At 41.2% G+C, this 18,424-nt stretch carries 17 protein-coding genes; 5 read left to right on the top strand and 12 right to left on the bottom strand.

Translation table 11 applies throughout. The annotated features are described in order from the left end of the window. Positions 1–279: 279 nt before the first annotated feature. Positions 280–1,848: an IS1096 element passenger TnpR family protein gene (locus tag CRO04_RS13175; protein ID WP_097004709.1), complete on the bottom strand. Its 1,569-nt coding sequence runs from the start codon at positions 1,846–1,848 to the stop codon at positions 280–282. 387 nt (positions 1,849–2,235) lie between these two features. Between CRO04_RS13175 and CRO04_RS13170 the strand changes: the two genes are divergently transcribed. From CRO04_RS13170 to phoU, 5 genes are all read left to right on the top strand, one after another. After that, a complete protein-coding gene (locus CRO04_RS13170; protein ID WP_097004708.1) occupies positions 2,236–3,165 on the top strand; it encodes a phosphate ABC transporter substrate-binding protein in 930 nt (309 codons plus the stop codon). A gap of 94 nt (positions 3,166–3,259) precedes the next feature. Further along, positions 3,260–4,198, top strand: a complete 939-nt coding sequence (pstC, locus tag CRO04_RS13165) for a phosphate ABC transporter permease subunit PstC (protein ID WP_097004707.1) — start codon at positions 3,260–3,262, stop codon at positions 4,196–4,198. Next, positions 4,188–5,093, top strand: a complete 906-nt coding sequence (gene pstA, locus CRO04_RS13160; protein ID WP_097004706.1) for a phosphate ABC transporter permease PstA — start codon at positions 4,188–4,190, stop codon at positions 5,091–5,093. Before pstC ends, pstA begins: the two co-directional genes overlap by 11 nt. Then, positions 5,093–5,857 (top strand): phosphate ABC transporter ATP-binding protein PstB, encoded by a 765-nt coding sequence (gene pstB, locus CRO04_RS13155; protein ID WP_097004705.1) that lies wholly within the window; start codon positions 5,093–5,095, stop codon positions 5,855–5,857. Before pstA ends, pstB begins: the two co-directional genes overlap by 1 nt. 32 nt (positions 5,858–5,889) lie before the next feature. After that, positions 5,890–6,552, top strand: a complete 663-nt coding sequence (gene phoU, locus CRO04_RS13150; protein ID WP_097004704.1) for a phosphate signaling complex protein PhoU — start codon at positions 5,890–5,892, stop codon at positions 6,550–6,552. Between the two features lie 66 nt (positions 6,553–6,618). On the opposite strand, the gene aroF is transcribed toward phoU, so the two are convergent. From aroF to licT, 11 genes are all read right to left on the bottom strand, one after another. Continuing rightward, positions 6,619–7,452 (bottom strand): 3-deoxy-7-phosphoheptulonate synthase, encoded by an 834-nt coding sequence (gene aroF / locus CRO04_RS13145; protein ID WP_097004703.1) that lies wholly within the window; start codon positions 7,450–7,452, stop codon positions 6,619–6,621. After that, the gene (locus tag CRO04_RS13140) at positions 7,415–7,693 is read right to left on the bottom strand and encodes an acyl carrier protein (protein ID WP_166432554.1); all 279 of its coding nucleotides are present in this window, start codon (positions 7,691–7,693) and stop codon (positions 7,415–7,417) included. Before CRO04_RS13140 ends, aroF begins: the two co-directional genes overlap by 38 nt. 25 nt (positions 7,694–7,718) lie before the next feature. After that, entirely contained in the window at positions 7,719–9,245 is a 1,527-nt protein-coding gene (locus tag CRO04_RS13135; protein ID WP_097004721.1) for a class I adenylate-forming enzyme family protein, read from the bottom strand. Between the two features lie 17 nt (positions 9,246–9,262). Next, positions 9,263–10,414, bottom strand: coding sequence for a Gfo/Idh/MocA family protein (locus tag CRO04_RS13130; RefSeq protein ID WP_097004701.1), 1,152 nt, complete (start codon positions 10,412–10,414; stop codon positions 9,263–9,265). Continuing rightward, positions 10,411–11,586: an FkbM family methyltransferase gene (locus CRO04_RS13125; protein ID WP_097004700.1), complete on the bottom strand. Its 1,176-nt coding sequence runs from the start codon at positions 11,584–11,586 to the stop codon at positions 10,411–10,413. The genes CRO04_RS13130 and CRO04_RS13125 overlap by 4 nt, the downstream gene beginning before the upstream one ends. Next, on the bottom strand, positions 11,570–12,652 hold the full coding sequence (locus tag CRO04_RS13120; RefSeq protein WP_097004699.1) for a hypothetical protein: 1,083 nt from the start codon (positions 12,650–12,652) through the stop codon (positions 11,570–11,572). Before CRO04_RS13120 ends, CRO04_RS13125 begins: the two co-directional genes overlap by 17 nt. Beyond that, on the bottom strand, positions 12,649–13,617 hold the full coding sequence (locus tag CRO04_RS13115) for a polysaccharide deacetylase family protein (RefSeq protein ID WP_097004698.1): 969 nt from the start codon (positions 13,615–13,617) through the stop codon (positions 12,649–12,651). Before CRO04_RS13115 ends, CRO04_RS13120 begins: the two co-directional genes overlap by 4 nt. 119 nt (positions 13,618–13,736) lie before the next feature. After that, a complete protein-coding gene (locus tag CRO04_RS13110; protein ID WP_166432553.1) occupies positions 13,737–14,006 on the bottom strand; it encodes an HPr family phosphocarrier protein in 270 nt (89 codons plus the stop codon). Positions 14,007–14,052: 46 nt separating this feature from the next. After that, a complete protein-coding gene (gene ascB, locus CRO04_RS13105; RefSeq protein WP_097004696.1) occupies positions 14,053–15,477 on the bottom strand; it encodes a 6-phospho-beta-glucosidase in 1,425 nt (474 codons plus the stop codon). Positions 15,478–15,486: 9 nt separating this feature from the next. Next, complete coding sequence (locus CRO04_RS13100) at positions 15,487–17,337, bottom strand: beta-glucoside-specific PTS transporter subunit IIABC (protein WP_097004695.1); 1,851 nt, start codon at positions 17,335–17,337, stop codon at positions 15,487–15,489. Between the two features lie 66 nt (positions 17,338–17,403). Then, a complete protein-coding gene (gene licT, locus CRO04_RS13095) occupies positions 17,404–18,267 on the bottom strand; it encodes a BglG family transcription antiterminator LicT (RefSeq protein ID WP_097004694.1) in 864 nt (287 codons plus the stop codon). Between the last annotated feature and the right edge of the window lie 157 nt (positions 18,268–18,424).

The raw sequence follows: 18,424 nt of genomic DNA, 5'->3' as shown, positions 1-18,424 counted from the left end.
GCTTCAGGAGCAACTCATATAGGATATCATGTCCGGTTGTTTTTGTCAACCATTTTTTTCATTTTCTTCAAAACTTTTCTCATCGGTCATCGATGTGTTTTTGGAAGAAGTTTGCCGCCTTTTTCAGCGGCGAGATATATCATACCAAAGCTTTTGACAAAAGTCAACATGTTTTTCGGAATTTTTTAATTATTTTGAAAAACATGTAATTCACGACTTTTGAGACATAAAAGGAGCTCATTTCAACTGTCAAATGAGCTCCGGCGTTTTAATAGAGAATCAGGCGTTTTTACCACAGCATTTCTTGTATTTCTTGCCGCTGCCGCAAGGGCAGGCATCATTGGGATAAATCTTCTGAATGTTTTTCCTTTGAGCACTCACTTCTTCCAATCCCTTCATTACCATCTCATACGGTTTATGCCCTCTGTTTTGCACCATTCTGGTATGATTCCAGGTATCGGTTATAATAGAAGCAAACATCTCCATATGTTCAGAAGTTTCCAAAAGTACTCCGGCAGCCTCTAAATCATTTATCACATCCTGAAGCTGTCCTCCCAGACTGAGTTCAGCCTGGACCTGACGGAGTATAAGCGGTATCATCTCATCCGGCACACTTAGTTCAGAAGTTAAAAACTGGCTGAGCCTGTTTAATTGTTCGTTCATTAAGAATCCGGAGTTGTCCGACATAAAACGAATTTCCTGTTCAGTCGGAATGTAATAGGGAACTTTCTTCTGTGTACGTAAAAGTGTTGTATAGCCTTTTTGTTCTGACGACAATGCTGCGTCTGCAAAGTTACCATCTATATAGGTTACCATACAGCGGTAAGGGCGCAGACACTCATAAGCTCTTAAAAGTTCCTCCAGCGTCAGCTTCTTTTCTTCATATTTATTAAATGTTTCCAGCACAACAGAAGGAGGGGTTATGGCATACAGAGAATTTGCAGCACATAGATAATCTCCAATCCTGCTTAAGCGGGACCTCTCTGCCTGAAACTCAGCAGTATTGATTGTCTTATATGCCTTGATTACTTCCTCTGATATCAGAAAGCAGTGGTTGGATCCGGAAGTTACATATCCTCCGGCATAAATATAATCCATACTTTCTGATTCCAACTGGCTCAGCTGTCCGCTGCCGGACATAATCTTTTCAAAAGCCTCCATTTCACAATCGCGGACACATAGGAAATACGGCTTCATTATTTTCTCATCTAATATATAAGAAATAGTCTTATGTACCAATTCTTCTTTTTTTAACTTGCTTGTTCCGCTCATATGATGTCTTTTTGCAATCTCAAGGATGCTGTTTCTATCATAACAGTCGAAAATATCAGATATATGAATATCCCCTGAACCTTCTGTCATCTGGTCCAGACGGAGATTCACTGCCTCTATATCATATTCCAATTCTTTAACTGCTGAGGCATCTATAAGACCTGCATACTCTTCTAAACTACTGCAGGTCTCCGGGATTATGTTCCCTTTATATTTCATGACTTTTGCTGAATTATCCTGACATTCTTCTATATAATCTTCTGTCAGAACCACAAACTCCCAGCTTCCGGCATTGAATGATACATATGTAAATTTAGTATCTTTCGATAACTGTCCGTCAATCGTTCCAGACACCGGAAGATACTGATACTTTACTGAATGCTCAACCTTATCTGATGCCACCCGCACTTTTTCAGAACGAAACTCAAATTGATACGGGTATTGGCCGGACCAGCACAGTGACGCCTGAATCATGTGGTGAAGTGTTTCAAACGTTATTCCTTCAGGTATTAGAATCCTTCTCCAGATCGGCGGCTTGCTTCCTTTGATCGTGATTTTCAATTGATATGCTCCCATGAAAACGTCCTCCATTCTCGTATCCTTTGTATCCGTCTTTTAAAATTACGGAACCTTCTCTTTTAATTAGAATAATAAAATGCACGTAACAATTTACCACATTTGTTCCCTTTCTGTCCAGTCCATCCCGTTATTTTTATGATAAATAAAGGAATTTTTCGGTATTTTGGCTGATTTTGGGGCATTTTAAGAAACAGGAACCAATTCAAAAGGAATCTTAAGCACATTTCTGCAGATACTAATATAAGAAAAATTATACACCAATAACCGTGTTTTACACAAGCTTTACAAACACTATACTAAAATATGATATCAGGAACATTAACTGACTGATATACTCCAACATGTAAGCGAAAGCAGTTTAAATGAAAAGAGGAGAAAATGATTATGAAAAAAAATTTAATTAAAATACTTACAGCAGCCGGAATGGCAGTATTAACAATGGGAGCTATAGCCGGTTGCAGCAGCAACACCACTGAAACTACTGCTGCCGAAACAAAGGCCGCTGAAACTACTACAGCTTCTGGTTCAGGTGATACAACAACCGCAGCAGCAACAACTGCTGAAAAAACAGCAGACTTAAAAGGCTCGATCAGCATGGTTGGTTCAACTTCAATGGAAAAGCTTGCAACTGCTTTAAGTGAAGTATTCATGGAGAAATATCCTGGAGTTACCGTTCAGGCTGAATTTGTTGGTTCCGGAGCTGGTGTTGAAGCTGTTACCAACGGAGCTTCTGACATCGGAAATGCTTCCCGTAATTTAAAAGACGAAGAAAAATCCAAAGGTATTATTGAAAATATTGTAGCAATTGACGGAATTGCTGTTGCAACCGATCCTTCCAATGCAGTTGATAATCTGACAAAGGATCAGCTGATTGCCATCTACAACGGGACAACCACAAACTGGAAAGATTTAGGCGGCGCAGATCAGCCTATCGTAGTAATCGGCCGTGAGTCCGGATCCGGTACCAGAAGCGCATTTGAAGAATTATTAAAGCTGGAAGATGCATGCAAATACAGCAACGAACTTGACAGCACTGGCGCAGTTATGGCAAAGGTTGCATCTACTCCTGGTTCCATCGGTTACGTTTCTCTTGATGTACTTGATAATACAGTAAAAACATTTAAACTGGAGAACGTTGATCCTACACCTGAAAACATCAAAGCTGGTTCCTACTTCTTAAGCCGTCCGTTTGTAATGGCTACCAAAGGAGAAGTTTCCAAACAGAACGATAACGTAAAAGCATTATTTGATTATATTTATTCTGATGAAGGAAAAGAATTAGTAAAATCTGTTGGCTTAATCCCAGCTAACTAATAGGAATCATCATTCCTTCACATAATGAAAGCATTACATGGGGACGCAGCTAAACGCTTACGCTACGTCCCTGTTTCACGAAAGGAGCCATGATATGCAACCGAAATCTTATTCCATATTTGGCGGTCACGGAAGTAAATCTGGTATTGAACATGCTGCAGAAGTGATATTTACCATCTGCGGCTTCTTTGCTGTTCTGGCTGTGGCGTCAATCAGTATCTATATGTTAACAAGCGGTACTCCTGCTTTATTTAAAGTTGGGATTCTTGATATTTTGTTTGGTTCCGTCTGGAAGCCGGACGCAGCCATACCAAGCTTTGGAATTCTTTATGTTATTTTAACCTCAATCGTCGGAACTGCTCTGGCAATCGTTATTGGTGTGCCAATTGGAGTAATGACAGCCGTATTTCTGGCGGAGGTAGCCCCTAAAAGACTTGCTAATATTGTTCGGCCTGCAGTAGAACTTCTGGCAGGTATTCCATCTGTCATTTATGGACTTCTGGGGATTCTGATTTTAAATCCGCTTATGTATGATCTGGAACTGGAGATTTTTAAAGGTTCTTCCACTCATCAGTTTACAGGCGGTGCAAATTTGATTTCTGCCGTACTTGTGCTTGCTCTTATGATTCTGCCTACAGTGATTAATATCAGCGAAACCGCACTGCGCTCTGTTCCCCATCATTTAAGAAGCGCATCTCTGGCACTGGGTGCAACAAAGATTCAGACCATCTTCCAGGTGGTAATCCCTGCAGCAAAATCAGGAATTATCACTGCGATTGTATTGGGAACAGGAAGAGCCATTGGCGAAGCCATGGCGATCAGTCTGGTATCCGGAAGCTCTGTAAACTTTCCACTGCCTTTCCATTCGGTTCGTTTTCTTACAACGGCGATTGTATCGGAAATGTCTTATGCTTCCGGTCTTCACAAACAGGTTCTGTTTACCATAGGACTGGTTCTATTCGTCTTTATTATGCTGATTAATGTGATGCTAAACAGTCTTTTAAAGAAAGGAGCGGACAAAAATGACAAATGATCTCGTTATACCTGTTCACAGAGAGTCCATTATTGTAAATAGTATCTATAATGGCAGAAAAAGAGTTTCAGATTCAGTTTTAACCTTACTTATTTATTTATGTGCATTTATTTCTATTTTTATACTGATCGGCATCATGGGGTATGTCTTTGTCAGAGGAGTTCCCCAGCTTAATTTGGAGTTTCTGACTACCGTACCAAGCACGATTAAAGGAACCTTCGGCATATTAGGAAATATTGTCAATACTCTTTATGTAGTAGTAATCACCCTGGTTATTGCAACACCTCTGGGTGTCGGCTCCGCCATTTATTTAAATGAGTACGCAAAAGGCGGGAAAGCGGTTCGTATCATCGAGTTTACAACCGAAATTCTATCCGGAATACCCTCAATCATTTTCGGACTTTTTGGATATGTGTTCTTTGGAAACACACTGGGATTTGGTTACTCCGTTTTGACCGGTGCACTGACCTTATCCATCATGGTTCTGCCTCTTATCACCCGGACCACACAGGAGGCTTTAAAAACAGTTCCTGAAAGCTACCGCTCCGGCGCCCTGGGTATTGGTGCAACCAAATGGTATATGATCCGCACAATTTTACTTCCCAGTGCCATGCCTGGTATTGTTACAGGAATTATCCTTGCAATCGGGCGAATTGTGGGCGAATCAGCAGCTCTTCTATTCACGGCAGGCAGCGGATACATTCTTCCCAGAAGCTTTTTCGGAAAAATATTGGAATCGGGCGGTACACTGACCATTCAGCTCTACCTGAGCATGCAGAAAGCCAAATATGACGCAGCCTTTGGAATTGCGGTAGTTCTTCTGGTAATCGTACTTGCAATCAATGGACTTGCAAAGTTTCTGTCCCATAAATTTAACACGGAGGCGAAAGAATAGTGAATACCAATACAATAAAAATCTCAACCAGTCATTTGAATTTATATTATGGAACCAATCACGCCTTAAAGGATGTGAGCATGGAACTTTATACCAATAAAATCACCGCATTTATCGGACCATCCGGCTGCGGCAAATCTACTTACTTAAAAACTTTAAACCGTATGAATGATCTGGTGCCCAATGTGAAAATTGAGGGTGAAGTCCTGTTAGACGGTGAAAATATCTACGATCCGAAAGTTGACACTACGCTGCTGCGCAAGAAAATAGGCATGGTGTTTCAGCAGCCTAATCCTTTCCCCATGAGCATCTATGACAACGTTGCTTACGGTCCCAGAATTCATGGGATCAAGAATAAATCTGAACTTGATTCCATTGTGGAAAAAAGCCTGAAGGGAGCCGCACTGTGGGATGAGGTATCCGGACGGTTAAAAAAATCGGCACTGGGTCTGTCCGGCGGGCAGCAGCAGCGTCTGTGCATTGCCAGAGCTTTGGCTGTGGAACCAGAGGTTCTGTTGATGGATGAACCAACCTCCGCCCTTGATCCTATATCCACTTTAAAAATCGAGGACTTAATGGATGAACTGAAGGAGAAATATACGGTTGCAATTGTAACTCACAATATGCAGCAGGCAACCCGTATTGCAGATCAGACCGCTTTCTTTCTCGTAGGTGAGGTCGTGGAATACGCTCCCACTACGGAACTTTTTACTGCTCCTAAGGATTCCAGGACTGAGGATTATATTACGGGACGTTTCGGTTAATCAATCTTTAAAGTATAAAAGGAGAACCTTATATGACTACAAGAGTAAATTATGAACATGAGTTAAATCTTTTAAATGATGATATAAAGGAAATGGGACGGTTAGTAGAGAATTCCATTGAACAGTGTTTCATCGCTTTTGAAGATCAGGATTTTGAAAAGGCGGAAGACATTATTAAAGCCGACCGTACTATTAATGATTTAGAACGTTCCATAGAGGCACGCTGTCTTTCCATTATTCTTCGTCAGCAGCCCGTAGCCGGTGACTTAAGAGTAGTTTCCAGTGCCTTGAAGGTAGTGACAGATCTGGAAAGAATCGGGGATCACGCATCTGATATTGCAGAATTGATCCTTCGGATTAAGGGTGAGCATGTCTATCATGTTGTCCGTCATATTCCGTCCATGGCAGCTGCGGCAAGAGAGATGGTCCGCTGTTCGATCGAAGCATTTATCCAGCAGGATGTAATTACAGCAAAGGAAATTGAGAAAAAGGATGATGTGGTGGATGAACTGTTTGGCAAGGTGAAAGTCGATGTGGTAGACTTATTAAAACAATCGGCAGAACATATTGACCAGTGTATTGATTTACTGATGATTGCTAAATATTTAGAACGGATCGGAGATCATGCGGTAAATGTATGTGAATGGACAGAATTTTCTAAAACCGGGGCTTTGAAAAATGTCCGGATACTATAAATCACCATACGAATCAAAAGTGCCGCAAAACAGCTGCTGTCCAACTGTTTCGCGGCATTTTTCCATTCAACCCTTTTCTTTCAGCTCTTCTTTAAAAATCAAGGTTTTCTTTACAGCCTCCATCAGAATGTGAAACTGCTCTGGTGTGAGCTGCTGCTCTTTATCACTTAACGCTTCCTCCGGAGACGGGTGTACTTCTATTTCAAGGCCGTCACAGCCCGCCATAACGGCACTTAAAGACATGGGTCTGATTAAATCAGCGCGGCCTGTGGCATGGGACGGATCTACTACTACCGGAAGATGACTAAGGCCTTTTACAGCCGCAACTGCGCTTAGATCCAGAGTGTTTCTGGTCAGGGTCTCGAATGTGCGGATTCCTCTTTCACATAAGATCACATTGGGATTTCCTTCATTCATAATATACTCCGCACTGCTTAGCCACTCTTCTATAGTAGCATTCATTCCTCTTTTTAAAAGTACCGGCTTCTTTAACTTTCCCACTTCTACCAGAAGGGAGTAATTTTGCATATTTCTTGTACCAATCTGAAGAACGTCAGCATATTCACCAATCAGATACACATCTCTTGTGTCTGTAACTTCCGTGATAACAGGAAGACCCGTTTTCAGTCCGGCCACGCTTAAATACTGCAGACCGATTCTGCCAAGCCCCTGAAAGGAATATGGGGAAGTTCTGGGTTTATAGGTGCCGCCCCGAAGCATATTGGCCCCTGCTGCTTTCACAGCAGTGGCAGCTTTCATAATCTGTTCCTCTGATTCTACACTGCAAGGGCCTGCAATGACAAGGAAATCCCTTCCAACCGTAATATTACCGATCTTTATTTCAGTCTTTGGAGTAATTATGTCATGATTCTTCGCCATTACCAGCTTTAGATCTTTCATGTTCCATCACTTTTCTTTCAACTAACCGGATTAACTGACCAGCAATCTTAAAAGAAGGATCTGCAATTTCAGCATCCGTAAATTCAACCCCAAACTCCTCTTCCAGTCCCGCAAGAAACTGTATGATACTGATTGAATCTATATAACCGCTCTCCAAATAGTTAAATGTCTCTATATCAATATTTTCTCCTAAGGTGTCTTTTCTCTGCAGTTCTTTTAAAATATAATCTCTTGCAGTCATTCCTGCACTCCCCCTTATTTTTATATTATTTGAACACGCCATGTTTCGTTACATATTCCACAAGATTGTATTTTTCTACTTTTCCCAACGAATTTTTTGGCAGTTCAGCCAGAAAAACGATGAGGTGGGGCTGTTGAAAATCTGCCAGATTCTTTGCGCATTGAAACTGAATATTACGTTTGCTTAACTTCGTATTCCGCACCGGTACAACTGCTAATGCAACCACCTCTCCAAGCCTGTTATCCGGATATGCAAAAGCTGCACACTCCTTTACCTCCGGAAGTTTCTTTATACACGCCTCAATATCCTGAGGATATACATTAATACCTCCTGTGATAATCAATTCTTTCTTCCTGCCTGTAAAATACAGATACCCGTCCTCATCCAGATAGCCCAGATCTCCGGTTCTAAAATAGCCATCCTGCATCGCATTTTGAAAGACTTCCGGCAAGCCATAATATCCGCTGCACATCAGCGCGGTTTTACAGGTAATTTCTCCGATCTCTCCAGGCAGAGCCGCACTCTGATCCTCTTTTATTATCTTTACTTCCGCTTCCGGCAGGGGTTTTCCAACCGAATTTTTCTTATTAACAGTTTCTCTGAAGTTAATGCTGGTAACAGTCGATGTCTCTGTGGTGCCATACATTTCAAGGAAATCGCAGTTTAATTTATCAATTAATTCATTTTTAATATGGTTCTCCAAAAGAGAGGAAGAAGATACCACACATCTGAGAGAATCAATCTCAGGTACAAAGGGACTGGTCAGCAGCTCTGCAATCTGTCCTAACTGGGCTGAAACAGCAATGGTGAATGTAACCCTCTGATTTTTTATACAGTTCAACCACAATGAGGGGGTAAACCTGGGCATTAAAATACTCGTTGCCCCAATAAGAAGGGGCATTAAAACCAGGCGCTCCGCAAGGGAATGATAGAGGGGTGTTGCAGCCAGTATCCGGTCCTCTTTTGTCAGATTGTATAAACGGATATGAGCCCTGGCTCTTTTTAATTTATTGATTTGCGTTAAATCAATGGGCTTTGGTACTCCAGTGGAACCGGAGGTCATGGTTATAATCAGGGTTTCTTCTCCGGTCACCTGATTATGGACCGGCGGTCTCTCTGATATTGCTTCTGTTAATTCCAGTGACAGGGCATTTTCCCAGGTGTCATCCAGACAAAACTGTACGCCTGAGAATTTAAAGTCTGTTTCTCCCGCTGTTTGTTCTAAAAAATTTTTTCTTGCAATCAAATGATTTACATCTGCTGCTGCAAACAGGGATTTAATTGTTTCTGGAGGCAGGGTGGGGTTAATGGGTACCAGTGCTGCTCCCAAGTCTGCTGCTGCAAGAATTAAAGCTGCTGATTCTATACTGTTATTCATGGGAAACCCTATGTGGTCCCCATAGCAAACTCCATGATTGAACATAAAATAAGAATATCCATTTACCAACGATGCCAGTTTTTCATAAGTAACGGTTTTATTATCACACCAGATAGCAGTCTTCTGTGGATATTTAGCAGCCATGGTAAAAAATATATCGCAGATTTTACTCATTCTTTCTCCTTTCCCCATTAAGAAAGATACACCCGCCTTCCTGCTTCTGCAGACATATATGCGGCATATACGACACGGATGGTATCATATGCAAGTGAAAAATCCGACCTGGGATTCCGGTCAAAACAGACCGCTTCCATGAAATCCTGCATTTCACCGGTGTATCCCCTTATGATCTCATCTGCTATAAAGGGTTTATTCCAGCCGGTTTTTGAGGGCAGCATCTCAGAAAGTTCAATCCCCTCAAGATTATCTTCATCCAAAAAATACGTGGACATCATATCATTCATGGTCAGATTGCAGGTAATTGCAGTATCATTGCAATACAGCTCAATATAATTCCTGCTGCCGCCCAGGCAGGTATCTGTGGCTATAACCAGTGCTCTGGACTGGTCGGAAAAGGTGATTACCGCTGTTGCGCTATCCTCTACGTCTTCTGGCCGGGCCTTGATATGACGGTGTTCATAATCCGAAAGCGTAGTGGTGACCGTTGCCATATCTGCCAGGACGCTTTCCACCCTGATATCAATACCGCGGGCTTTTGCTTCCTGTTGTTTTAACCAGAGAATTGCGGATAGCGGATGGGTTCCGGTGCGGATAAAGGTTCCCCCTCCGGTTTTTGACCAGGAACCTGCAACTGGAGAGCTTGATCCCTTCAGGCTCTCTTCTCCCTTCATGTAAAGAATACGACTCTTTTTTGACGAAATAATCTCGGCTGCTTTTGCAACAGCGGGGGCATAGATAAAGTTTTCCGCATACATGAATTTACAGCCGGAATCTTCGACGGTCTGTTTCATACGTTCCAGAGAGCTTAGCAGTTCCTTATACATGACTGATTTTGATACTGTACCTGCTGTGAAATATCCGGAAAGGGGCTTTTCACAAATCACATGCTTTCCCGCTTTTAAAGCTTTTATGATTATTTCTTCGTGGACATAAGGAGGCGTGCAGATATCAATAATATGAATCTCAGGATCTTCGATCAGTTCCTGAAAATCATAGGATGCCTGTTCAAATCCATAAAGCTCCTTTGCCGGCAATAACTGCTGGGGGCGTCTGGCGGCAATGGTTTTAAATCGAAGCGGTATGCCGCTTACCCGGTTATATGCGTTCATATGCAGCTGTGCTGCTCTTCCTGCGCCTACCATTCCTATTACAAGCTGATTCATTGACCTCCCTCCTGATTCCCCAGATCAAGCCGGTTTGCCGGAACTGCATAGCACACAGTCTCTGCAGCAACCATATCTGTATAATTGCGTATAAACAGGTGATAATCCTCGTTTAATTCTTTCATGATGAGAGGAATTCTATAAAAGTCTTCTAAGCTATGATAAATACAGATGCATAACACGGGTTTGTTTTTGCGGATCACTTTCCCTGCACCAGTTAATGCCGCTGTTTCTGCACCTTCAATATCCATTTTTATCATGGTAACCGGCTCATCTTTTACCATATGATCCAGAGTATCTGCAAAAACCTCGATCTCCCCCAGATCCGTGATGTGTCCTGCACTTCTTGCAGATTGAAATTTTAAAATTGTCTTTTTATTCCAGCACGCAAGATTGAGGGCAATGACGTTTTTATAATCTCTGTCTGAAATTTTCTGATTCAACTCCCTGCAGATACCTTTGTCTGCTTCTATTGCAATATATTTTTTGCATTTTCCGCCGGTTAAATGAAAGAAGGTTTCCATTGTATCTCCGTTATAACTTCCGCAGTCACAAAAACACTCGTCTTCTCTTAACTTCAATAATTCCGGATCAAAATACTGCTTTTCAGGGGCAGAAGATATCCCCTTCAGATATTGGTTATCCAGAGATATCTTGGAATTGAGTATATTCAGATAAATCTCTTTTGAGCGGCGATCTTCCAGATCGTAATAGACTTGTTTATACTCATCATAATGAGACTGTATTATCTGATAAGCAGTTTCCTTCTTGTAAGTATCATAATCATTGGCAACGGTAAAGCCAGCGGTATCAATCATCCGTTCTTCCATACCCAGAGAAAGCAGCTGCTTTCTGATGACCGGAAAGCGCATACTAGCTATAATAATAAGACTGTCTTTCTCACCTGCCTCTTTCACGGCTTCTTCCGGTGATAAAGTCATATAACCATTCTTTAACGCTCCCCAGCGCTCCTTTTGATTGTCAGCATAATATTTAACTCTGTCTAAACATTGGAATTTTTCCAGAAACTGATACAGGGCATCGGAAGCGCTCCCTGTTCCCCATATTATGATATTATTACAGCTTCTGATTTTTTCTGCATACTTCGCTGCATTTACATCACGCAGATCCTGTTTCAGTAGTTTATCTTCAAACTCATGTTCCCATTTCATAGCCTTTTGGCCTCCTGCCTGGTTTCTCCATTAACTGATTGGGCCGGTCCTGATCTCCGTCTGCTTTGAAGAACAAGGTTCCTTCCAGATTGTAATGAGCCCAGATATCCACATTTTCACGCAAAAAAGGCTCAAAAAAGTTAGGAATGATATTGGGATCATCCTCTGACCTGTAAACAAAACCAGCGTCGTATAAATATTGATCCTTAAAGCCATAGGTATAGAAATCCACATATTCCAGATTCATTTCTTCCATAATCCTTTCTAAAGGAACTCCCAGCCCGGAAAACAGCGCCTGATCTCCTATATAATCCACAATACGAAGGACTTTTGCACCGCTGCATTCAATCACTCTTGTCATCATCAGAGCCCCCGTTCTGCCCTCCTTGTTTGTTAAGCCATATACATAATAATGATAATACGGATGACAGAAAAACCGTTTGTTTACATACCAGCTGTCTTTATATGGTATGCTTTCAATGCTTTCTATATTGAAATATTCTTTTACTTCCTTCATGGTACGAAAAAGGGTAATCTTAGTTTCACCTTGATTGCCCGGCAGATATTTTGGTCTTTTCTTCACCGCTGCTATGTTAAATTCTTCCGTCTCCGGATTCAATTTGTAATATTGCTTCATGCGGATTGTTTTATCATGAAAATAATATCTTCTCAGCGGAATTGTAGTAGCGGGATTAGCTCCGTTTCCAATCTGGGTTCTGCATCCGGTAATTTCAAATACGCGCTTTGCAAGCTCAATTCCCAGAAGAGGCATATTATCAGCGTTTTCACGTACTTTCCACATGCTTCCCCAGATATCCTTCTTTTTAAGATCTTTCGTATCCGAACATTTAATAAAGCCAAAAATGCCTTCCAGCAATCCGGTTCTTTTATCAATTGCCAGAATAAAATTAATATGATCCCCATCCTGATATTCGTATAGAAACAGATCTCTGTCCAGGGACATAATATGACCTTTTTTCCAGTATTTATCAATGAAATTCATAATCATCTCTATGTCAGAACAATCAGCAAGCCGGATCTCATACCGTTCATCAAACTGATTCATAATATTTCACCTCGGCACTTATAGTTTTCGCTGACAGGCGGAAAATCGTTGGTATCCAGACGGGGGATTGTAAGTCTGCTGCACTCCGAAAGGTCGGCCGCCTTCACCTGGGTAGTAAGTCCAAGTTTACAGCCGCAGGAAGAAATGTATTTTAAAAGTGACTCATTATAACTGCCATAGGGATAATTCATTACCCAGTTTTTTCTGTCCACGTATTCAGACATGACGTCTAATGCCAGGCTGATATCAGCCTGCATTTCCTTTTCCGGCATATGGCCCAGCCAGCAGTGACTGTATCCATGCAGGCCAATGTACATGCCTTCATTTTTCATAAGCCTGGTCTGATCTGGTGTTAAATACAATTCGCTTGCCATATTTTCTTCCAATACCCCTACATATTGTTGAAACAGATCCTTACAGATCATGCTTCTTACTGGTTGCGGCAGGACAGTCTGAAGCATTCGTTTCACGAAAATAGTTTCTTTGTCATCAAACCGGTTTTTTGCTGCATATTTATCAAAAAGCATGTTATTGTCCGGGTAATCGTATTCTGATCCCCGATAATAATCCATACGTTCAAGGACGGAAGGCAGAAGGTCTTTCATCTTAGTACTGGCTAAAATATAATGAATTTTATTTACATCCAATAAAACATGTTCCTTCAGCGTTTTTGCAGAGATGAAAAATGAACCTTGTAAATTTTGGGCTTTCAGTACGGGAAATACAAACATATAATGATCCAGGTAACCATCATCAAATGTCAGTAAAACTGCTTTTTCAGGAAGTTCATACCGCCCGTTACACGCACAGATCAATTCTTCCATGGTGATAACTGTGAAATTCTGTTTTAAAAATTCAATCTGCTGTCTGAAAAAGTCCACGTCCAATCCTTTTATCCGGGGATAACGGCTGTGTTCCAAATCCCTCACGTAATGATACATAATTACGTATACCAGATTTTTCATTTTCTTTTTTAATATCTCATTTCTATCATCCTATGCCGAATGTCTGCTGCTTCGTTCCTGTAGAAGATCTGCAAAAAACGGGGGTGCGTACGCACCCCCGTTTTCCTGATTACCTGTTACTACACGCAATTGTCTCTTAAAAATGCTTCCACTGCCAACAATGCTTCCTCTGCTTTTTCCCCATCCGCTTCAAATGTCAGCACATCTCCCTTTACCGCATCCATAGACATAACTGAAAGAATGTCTTTTGGCTGATACTTTTTAGAAAGCAGCTGATTTTTATAAACCTGAATGTCACATGGATACTCCTTTAAAAGTCTGACAAGCAGCAATGCCGGTCTGGCATGAAGTCCTAAATCATTTGCAACTACTACACTTCGTTTTATCATAATCTGCTTCTCCTTATCCAATCGACTGCTGCCTGTCATCTCCTGTCTAATCCATCATTTCACCATTACTTTCAATGACTTTCTTATACCAGTAAAAGGACTTTTTCTTCCTGCGCTCCAGTGTGCCGTTTCCATTGTTATCTTTGTCTACATAAATAAATCCATAACGCTTTTCCATCTCACCTGTTCCTGCACTTACCAGGTCGATGCAGCTCCAGGAAAGATAACCCAGGCAATCCACACCATCTCCGACTGCAGCTTTCATGGCCTTTATATGATCTCTGGTATAAGCAATACGGTAATCGTCATTGATCGTTCCATCGGATTCGATTTTGTCTGCTGCACCAAGACCATTTTCAACAATAAAAAGAGGTTTTTGATATCGGTCATACAAATCATTCATTGTAATACGCAGTCCCAGAGGGTCAATCTGTCTTCCCCATGGTGTAATATCCAGATGAGGATTTCTAAGCGTTTGAATGGCATTGCCGTCTGCGGTTTTTCCGCTGATTTCCGGACTGACACCAGCCAGGCGGCTGGAATAATAACTAAAAGCAATATAGTCTACCGGATTACATCCCAGAATCTCTTCATCTCCATCTTCCATCTTTAGTGTAACTCTTTTTTCTTTCCAGATTCGCTGTGCATAGGATGGATATTTTCCGCGTACCTGCACATCGATAAACAGATACGATTCCTGATTTTTCTCCACTGCTTCCCAAACATCCTGAGGATTGCAGCTATACGGATAAAAAGATCCCGCCGCGAGCATGCAGCCAACCAGTAGTTCTTCTTTGCACTCATGTGCCATTTTTACGGCCAGTGCACTGGCTACCAATTGATGGTGTGCCGCCTGATAGGCAATCTGGCTGACATTTTCTCTATCCTCTGTCAACATACCTCCGCCGAAAAATGGAATGTGTGTAATCATATTAATTTCATTAAAGGTGATCCAGTATTTTACTTTCTTTCCAAACCGTTTAAACAGCAGACTGCAATAGTTTAAATACAGATTTATAAGCACCCGGTTCTCCCAGCCGCCATATTTTTTCGTCAACGCAAGGGGCGTATCGAAATGACAGATGGTCACAACCGGTTCCATATGACGTTTTTTGCATTCGTCAAACAGATTATCATAAAATTGCAGGCCCGCCTCGTTAGGCTCTCCTTCTCCCTCCGGAAATATACGGGCCCAGCTGATTGATGTGCGGAATGCTTTTATACCTAATTCTTCCATCAGTGCAAGATCTTCTTTGTACCGATGATAAAAATCAATGGCACCGTGACTGGGATAATAGCCATAATCTTTCTTAAGCGCCAGTTCGGGATGATACATTGCCTCTTTTCTTCCATACTGTGCTGACGGAAGAATATCCATGGGTGACAATCCTTTTTTGTCCTCCAGATAAGCTCCCTCACACTGGTTTGCAGCTACGGCTCCTCCCCATAGAAAATCTGTTTTTAATTTCATATAAACTCCTTAAAGTATTGTAAAAAGCTGCTGTCCACTCTTAACCGGTCCCTCTTCACTTGGTATAATATCCAGATAATCTCCTGTATTGGTTACTATAACCGGGACCACTGTTTCATATCCTGCTGCTTCAATTGCCTGTTTGTCAAATTCAATTAGAAGATCACCGGTTTTTACCTGATCCCCGTCTGATACATGAACGGTAAAGTGCTTCCCTTCTAACTCCACCGTATCAATCCCAATGTGAATCATCAGCTCTGCTCCCTCATTGCTTCTCAGTCCAATCACATGCTTTGTACGGAACACTGTTACTACCTCACCATCAAACGGCGCTGTGATTCTTCCATCCGCAGGTTCTACTGCCATTCCTTTTCCGGCAATTTCCTTTGCAAATGTCTCATCATTCACTTTTGACAGACTCACTTTTTCGCCGTTTACCGGGCTGGATATAATGATTTTCTTACTTTTTAAACCCGGTTCCTCTTCTGGTTTATTATAACCCGGTGCAGCCGCCTTGTCATTATCTGTTTCTTTAAATCCATAAAACCAGGTTAATAAAAAGGTTATGGAAAATCCAATGACACAGGAAATAAGGGCATTTACCACATTCATTGGATTTTCCCCAATGAAGATCGGAAGTGACAGAAGTCCGGGTGTACCTGACGTATAACGGACAACTCCCATCAGACCGGCATAAAATCCGCCTGCTGCACCTCCAAGCATCACAGACAGCAACACTTTTTTATACTTAATTGTAACACCATACATGGCGGGTTCTGTTATACCCATAAGTGCCGTGATTCCTGCAGAGGAGGCCTGCTGCTTAAACTGCCTGTCCTTTGATTTCAGAGCCACACACAAAGATGCAGCACCCTGGCATATGTTTGAAACCAGACTTCCGGGGCCCATAACTGCTTCATACCCGTACGTACTATAGGAGGTCATCAGTATCGGCAGAAAGCTCCAGTGCATTCCTGTTAAAACCAGAAGCGGCATAAAAGCACCCATCAGCATGGGAACCAGCCATCTTACATGGTTGTTAAGAAAATCCGTTACAGTGGCAATTACCGTACCAATATAAGAACCGATCGGTCCTAAAACAACTAATACAACCGGCGCAACAATTAATATTGTAAGGACTGGCTTCATAAAAAATTTAACCGGTTTCGGTGAAATCTTATCTGCAAACCGCTCTACATAGGTCATCAGCCAGACAGCAAGTATTATTGGAATTACACTGGAACCATAGTTAACCAGTTTAACCGGAAGGCCCAGAAAGAAAACCGGATCTCCGGCTGATACCATCTTAGCGAAATTGGGGTGAAGTAAAATTCCTCCGATCATTACTGCCAGATAGGGATTACAGCCCAGTTTTTTTGCAGAGGAGAATGCCAGCATCACCGGCAGAAAGTAAAAGCCGGCATCTGCTATAAAGCTTAATATGGAATACACCTGGGAGTCCTTATTCATTCCCAGAAGAACACATATAACTAAAATTGCTTTTATCATACCAGCAGCTGTAATTGCCGGAATAACCGGAGTAAAAATAGAAGCAAAAATATCCATTAAGGCATCTAATTTTCCACCTTTTTTCGCAGGTGCTGCTGCCTCGTCAATCTGCCCCATTTTTCTTATTCCCTCACAAACGTTTGACACATCGGTACCTATAATGATCTGATACTGTCCGGATTTTTTTGCTGCTCCCAGTACACCAGATATCTCTTTGATTTTATTCAGATCAATTTTGGATTCATCTTTAAAATTCATTCTCAGGCGGGTAGCACAATTGGTCAGCTGTGTGATATTACTGCTTCCGCCCACATGGTCCAGAATCTCTTTTGCCAATTCATAATGATTCATAATCTTCTTCTCCTGTCTCTAGGTTTATATCTATATGAAACAAAAAGGTGTCGACAATCCTTTTTATTAAATCTGGTTTCTGTTTTTTATTTCTCTTTCCGCAACACGGTTAATATGCAGCATGAAATAGATCATTTCTTCCTGTGAAATCGTAATGCCGTATTTCTTAATGAAATAATCTTTAACCTTATCAGCACATGCCTTGGCCTGAGGCATTTTTGCTTTTATCTGGTCATACAGGAAATTATCCTCTGACATAAATATTTCTTTTTTTAGCATTCTTCTGGCAAAAAAACGAATATGAGTAACAAAACGGCTGTAATTTAAAGTATCTTCATCTAATTCAATCTGATAATGGTACTTCACCAGGTTTAATATGTCATGTTCAATCTCCGCAACCGCCATGGTCTGCTGAATCTTTTCCCCATTCTGCTGCGCATTGATAAAATGAACGGCAATAAAGCCAATTTCATCATCTGAAAGATGAATTTTTTCATAATACCAGATTAGTTTCAAAGAATTCCTGGCTGCCACATACTCCTTTGGATAATAATTCTTTATCTCCCAAAGCAGAGCATTCTTTATTGTCAGTCCGGCTTTATATCTGGATATGGTATAACTGATATGATCAGTCAGACCAATATATATACTGTCATGAAATGTTACCTGCAGTTCTTCCTGAGCCTGTTCGATAATTTTGTTTGCCAGTTCTACCTGATTTAAAGGAACCTCTTTTAATAATGTAATGTATTTAGAATAGGTTTCAGGAGATTCGAATACGAACCTTTTATCGATCTTATCTGTGTCTGCTAAATCTCCGACCTGTTTCTGAAATGCAATTCCTCTTCCTAAGAGTATCACTTCAGACATTTTATCATCTTCTGCTAAAATAATATTGTTATTGTATATTTTTTTAACACGATAATTCATCTTCTGATTCCTCCTCTTCTAAATAAAAAACACCTAAATCAGTATGCATAGTTTCATATGCACACTAATCTAGGTGTTGCCTGCTGAACAGTTACAATCCCGCTATAATAATATAAGTATAACACAGGACAGCGTGATTAATCAATTGTGTATCATT

Source organism: Lacrimispora amygdalina, assembly GCF_900205965.1.
GTDB lineage: Bacteria > Bacillota > Clostridia > Lachnospirales > Lachnospiraceae > Lacrimispora > Lacrimispora amygdalina_A.
This window is presented reverse-complemented; position numbering and strand designations above follow the sequence as displayed.

Bases quoted from the DNA above. Each gene is read 5' to 3' on its own strand.
- CRO04_RS13175 (WP_097004709.1), bottom strand. From the start codon at position 1,848: ATGGGAGCATATCAATTGAAAATCACGATCAAAGGAAGCAAGCCGCCG.
- CRO04_RS13170 (WP_097004708.1), top strand. From the start codon at position 2,236: ATGAAAAAAAATTTAATTAAAATACTTACAGCAGCCGGAATGGCAGTA.
- pstC (WP_097004707.1), top strand. From the start codon at position 3,260: ATGCAACCGAAATCTTATTCCATATTTGGCGGTCACGGAAGTAAATCT.
- pstA (WP_097004706.1), top strand. From the start codon at position 4,188: ATGACAAATGATCTCGTTATACCTGTTCACAGAGAGTCCATTATTGTA.
- phoU (WP_097004704.1), top strand. From the start codon at position 5,890: ATGACTACAAGAGTAAATTATGAACATGAGTTAAATCTTTTAAATGAT.
- aroF (WP_097004703.1), bottom strand. From the start codon at position 7,452: ATGAAAGATCTAAAGCTGGTAATGGCGAAGAATCATGACATAATTACT.
- CRO04_RS13140 (WP_166432554.1), bottom strand. From the start codon at position 7,693: ATGACTGCAAGAGATTATATTTTAAAAGAACTGCAGAGAAAAGACACC.
- CRO04_RS13135 (WP_097004721.1), bottom strand. From the start codon at position 9,245: ATGAGTAAAATCTGCGATATATTTTTTACCATGGCTGCTAAATATCCA.
- CRO04_RS13130 (WP_097004701.1), bottom strand. From the start codon at position 10,414: ATGAATCAGCTTGTAATAGGAATGGTAGGCGCAGGAAGAGCAGCACAG.
- CRO04_RS13125 (WP_097004700.1), bottom strand. From the start codon at position 11,586: ATGAAATGGGAACATGAGTTTGAAGATAAACTACTGAAACAGGATCTG.
- CRO04_RS13120 (WP_097004699.1), bottom strand. From the start codon at position 12,652: ATGAATCAGTTTGATGAACGGTATGAGATCCGGCTTGCTGATTGTTCT.
- CRO04_RS13115 (WP_097004698.1), bottom strand. From the start codon at position 13,617: ATGAAAAATCTGGTATACGTAATTATGTATCATTACGTGAGGGATTTG.
- CRO04_RS13110 (WP_166432553.1), bottom strand. From the start codon at position 14,006: ATGATAAAACGAAGTGTAGTAGTTGCAAATGATTTAGGACTTCATGCC.
- ascB (WP_097004696.1), bottom strand. From the start codon at position 15,477: ATGAAATTAAAAACAGATTTTCTATGGGGAGGAGCCGTAGCTGCAAAC.
- CRO04_RS13100 (WP_097004695.1), bottom strand. From the start codon at position 17,337: ATGAATCATTATGAATTGGCAAAAGAGATTCTGGACCATGTGGGCGGA.
- licT (WP_097004694.1), bottom strand. From the start codon at position 18,267: ATGAATTATCGTGTTAAAAAAATATACAATAACAATATTATTTTAGCA.